This is a genomic window from Mesorhizobium waimense (genome assembly GCF_003601975.1).
GTDB classification, from domain to species: Bacteria; Pseudomonadota; Alphaproteobacteria; order Rhizobiales; family Rhizobiaceae; genus Mesorhizobium; species Mesorhizobium waimense.
On sequence record NZ_QZWZ01000195.1, the window covers coordinates 1 to 589 of the forward strand.

General features: G+C 57.9%; 1 protein-coding gene and 1 pseudogene. One reads left to right on the plus strand and one right to left on the minus strand.

The window, feature by feature from the left end:
* Positions 1 to 247: pseudogene (locus D3227_RS42495) on the plus strand (hypothetical protein); the annotation flags it as partial.
* A 114-nt stretch (positions 248 to 361) separates the two neighbouring features.
* On the opposite strand, the gene D3227_RS40600 reads toward D3227_RS42495, so the two are convergent.
* On the minus strand, positions 362 to 589 hold a 228-nt coding region (locus tag D3227_RS40600; RefSeq protein WP_147377849.1), incomplete at its 5' end, for a transposase domain-containing protein.

Sequence of the window (589 nt, forward strand, 5' to 3'; positions counted from 1 at the left end):
GATTAGCGATCTCTTCGGCGAGACGCTGGCAGAAGTCGCCGCCCCGGAGACAGGTTTCCTGCTCTGGCGCATGACGCATCCAACCATACCAAAAGGGTCCACGATAGGAGCGGTCGCAGTCGAGGAACAATTGATTCGCGAGATGCACGTCCAGATCGCTTCCGATAACTCGCCGGAATTTGGCGCTCTTTGCTGGGGCTTGCCAGGCATCGGGGCAGAAGGGCCAGGCCTGCGCGTTAGACGCTGATCATGCTGTACACCGCACTTGATGCGGCACGACGAAACTTCGGAGTCCTTTCAACGGTCGGCCGATACGACATCTCCCAAAGCTCCCGGGTTGTTGCAACTGCTTCGTAAGCGGTTAGCTGACGGCGTCTGGTTTGAAGTTCCAAGGCATGAGCATTTCGATTTTGGCTGCGGGCCAGCGCTGAGCGATGCGGGTCAAGGTCTGGGAGAGCCAGGCGAGTGGGTCGACGCCATTCATTTTACAGGTTTGCAGAAGTGTCGCGACGGTCGCCCAAGTGCGTCCACCGCCCTCGCTTCCAGCGAAGAGACTATTTTTTCTCGTAATTGTCTGGGGCCTGATTGC